At 73.8% G+C, this 3,059-nt stretch carries 2 protein-coding genes; both read right to left on the reverse strand.

Annotation, left to right across the window (positions count from 1 at the left end; translation table 11 throughout):
- Positions 1 to 333: 333 nt before the first annotated feature.
- Positions 334 to 1,992, reverse strand: a complete 1,659-nt coding sequence (locus J7E94_RS19460) for a phospho-sugar mutase (RefSeq protein WP_215017091.1) — start codon at positions 1,990 to 1,992, stop codon at positions 334 to 336.
- A 29-nt stretch (positions 1,993 to 2,021) separates the two neighbouring features.
- Positions 2,022 to 2,828, reverse strand: a complete 807-nt coding sequence (locus J7E94_RS19465) for a purine-nucleoside phosphorylase (protein ID WP_215017093.1) — start codon at positions 2,826 to 2,828, stop codon at positions 2,022 to 2,024.
- Between the last annotated feature and the right edge of the window lie 231 nt (positions 2,829 to 3,059).

Genomic DNA, 3,059 nt, shown 5'->3' on the forward strand with positions numbered 1-3,059 from the left:
CCGGGGGGACCCCCACGCCTCGATCGCCGACGGGGCTGGATGTGGCTGATGCCGGCTCGCCTGTGCACGCTGTGCGGGATTGGACCCGCGCGGGTCCGGGGCGGAGCCGGATTTCGGGACGGGGCGGGCCGGAAGAAGGCCCCGCGGGGACCGGATACGCCGACGGCCCCCCGAGCGGGAGCTCGGAGGGCCGGGTCAAGCGGGCCGGGGCCCCGGCCGCGGGCCGGACGGACGGACTCTCCCCCAGCTACCGCTGGGAGGTGCCCCCAGCGGTAGCGGTGCGAAGCCGGTGAGGCCCCTGGGGCCGAGCCGCGCGAGCGGCGCGGGAAGAACTCACATGCCGGCCGCGGCTGCCAGGTCCTTCTTGATCGCGTCCAGGATCTCCTGGCCGCGGGCGCGGGCCGGGGCCAGGTCGGAGGCCTCGGTCACCGGGACCACGACCTCCAGGTAGCACTTCAGCTTCGGCTCCGTGCCCGACGGGCGGACGATCACCCGGGCCTTGTGGTCGCCGTCCAGGTAGTAGCGCAGACCGTCCGTCGGCGGGAGCTTCTCCGTGCCGCGCGTCAGGTCCTCCGCCGAGACCACCCGCAGGCCCGCCAAGGCGGTGGGCGGCTCCGCGCGCAGCTGCGCCATCGCCGAGGCGATCACCGACAGGTCCGAGACGCGCACCGACAGCTGGTCCGTGGCGTGCAGGCCGTGGGCCATCGCCAGGTCGTCCAGCAGGTCGGTCAGCGTGCGGCCCTGCTCCTTGAGCTCCGAGGCCAGCTCCGCCACCAGCAGGGCGGCGGTGACGCCGTCCTTGTCGCGGACCCCCTCGGGGTCCACGCAGTAGCCGAGCGCCTCCTCGTAGCCGTAGCGCAGGCCCTCCACACGGGCGATCCACTTGAAGCCCGTGAGGGTCTCCTCGTAGCCCACGCCCGCCGCGTCCGCGATCCGGCCCAGCAGGGAGGACGACACGATCGACTCGGCGAAAACCCCCTGCGCACCCTTGTGCACCAGGTGGGCCGCCAGCAGCGCGCCGACCTCGTCGCCGCGCAGCATCCGCCAGCCGGTGGCCGCCGCGTCGTCCGGGACGGCCACCGCGCAGCGGTCGGCGTCCGGGTCGTTGGCGATCACGATGTCCGGGCTGACCTCGGCGGCCTTCGCGAAGGAAAGGTCCATCGCGCCCGGCTCCTCCGGGTTGGGGAAGGCGACCGTCGGGAACGCCGGGTCCGGCTCCGCCTGCTCGGCGACCAGGACCGGCGTCGGGAAGCCGTGCCGGGCGAAGGCCGCCATCACGACGTCCTTGCCGACTCCGTGCATGGCCGTGTAGACGGTCCGCACGCCCCGGGGGGAGCCGGGGGTCAGGACCGCGTCCGTACGGGCCAGGTAGGCCTCCAGGACCTCGTCGCCGAGCTCCTCCCAGCCGGAGTCCGGGCGCGGGACGGACGCGAGGGTCTCGACCCGGCCGATCTCCGCCGCGATCTCGGCATCCGCCGGGGAGACGATCTGCGAGCCGTCGCCGAGGTAGACCTTGTAGCCGTTGTCCCGGGGAGGGTTGTGGCTCGCGGTCACCTCGACGCCGGCGACGGCGCCCAGGTGCCTTATGGCGTACGCCAGGACGGGCGTCGGCAGCGGGCGGGGCAGGACGGCCGCGCGCAGCCCGGCGCCGGTCATCACGGCCGCGGTGTCGCGGGCGAAGTCCGCGGACTTGTAGCGCGCGTCGTAGCCGACGACGACCAGGCCGTCGGCGTGGCCCTGGGCCTTCAGGTAGGCCGCGAGGCCCGCCGCGGCCCGGATGACCACGGAGCGGTTCATCCGCATCGGGCCCGCGCCGATCTCGCCGCGCAGTCCGGCGGTACCGAACTGGAGCGTGCCGGAGAACCGCTCCGCGAGCGCGGCGGTGTCACCGGCCTCGACGAGCGCGGCGAGCTCGGCCGCCGTCTCCGGGTCCGGGTCCTCGGCCAGCCAGGCCTGGGCCCGTGCGATCAGGTCGTCCTGCGCTTCCTGCACTACTTCCGCCTTACCTCTCGTACGGTCACTCAGATGCGGGCGAGAACCTGGGTCAGCAGCGTCCCCATGCGGGCGGCCGAGTCACGGCCGGCCTGGAGCACCTCTTCGTGGTTCAGCGGCTCGCCGGACAGGCCCGCCGCCAGGTTGGTGACCAGGGAGATGCCGAGCACCTCGGCGCCGGCCTCGCGGGCGGCGATGGCCTCCAGCACGGTGGACATGCCGACCAGGTCGGCGCCCATGACGCGGATCATGTTGATCTCGGCCGGGGTCTCGTAGTGCGGGCCGGGGAACTGGACGTAGACGCCCTCTTCGAGGGTCGGGTCGATCTCCTTGCACATCGCGCGCAGCCGCGGCGAGTACAGGTCGGTGAGGTCCACGAAGTTCGCGCCGACGATGGGCGAGGTGGCCGTCAGGTTGAGGTGGTCGCTGATCAGGACCGGCTGGCCGGGCTTCATGCCGGCGCGCAGGCCGCCGCAGCCGTTGGTCAGGACGACGGTCTTGCAGCCGGCGGCGACGGCGGTGCGGACGCCGTGGGCGACGGCGGCGACGCCGCGGCCCTCGTAGAAGTGGGTCCGGCCGAGGAAGAGCAGCGCACGCCTGTCGCCGATCTTGTACGAGCGGATCTTGCCGCCGTGGCCCTCGACGGCGGGCGGCGGGAAGCCGGGCAGCTCGGTGACCGGGAATTCAGCCTCGGGGGCGCCCAGCGCCTCTGCGGCGGGGGCCCAGCCGGAGCCCATGACGAGGGCGACATCGTGGGTTTCGGCGCCGGTCAGCTCACGCAGGCGGGCGGCTGCGGCGGTGGCGTCGGCGAAGGGGTCGGTAACAGATGCGTTCACGCAGATGAGCGTAGCCGCTCAATCCCTACGCGCGTAGATGGCACAGCTCACGGTGTTCGGATCGTTGCCTTGTCGTTTCCGCCCAATCATTCCCCGCCGGGCGTCAACAGCCGCCGCTTCCCCGCGTCACCACCCCTGGGGCTCTGCCCCGGCCGGCGCGGTCCCCTGCGGGGCGCCCCGCAGGGGGCTAGTGCTGTGGCCGGAAGGGTGTGCCGGGGCGCGGCGTCCGGT

Source organism: Streptomyces sp. ISL-94, assembly GCF_018614075.1.
Classification (GTDB): domain Bacteria; phylum Actinomycetota; class Actinomycetes; order Streptomycetales; family Streptomycetaceae; genus Streptomyces.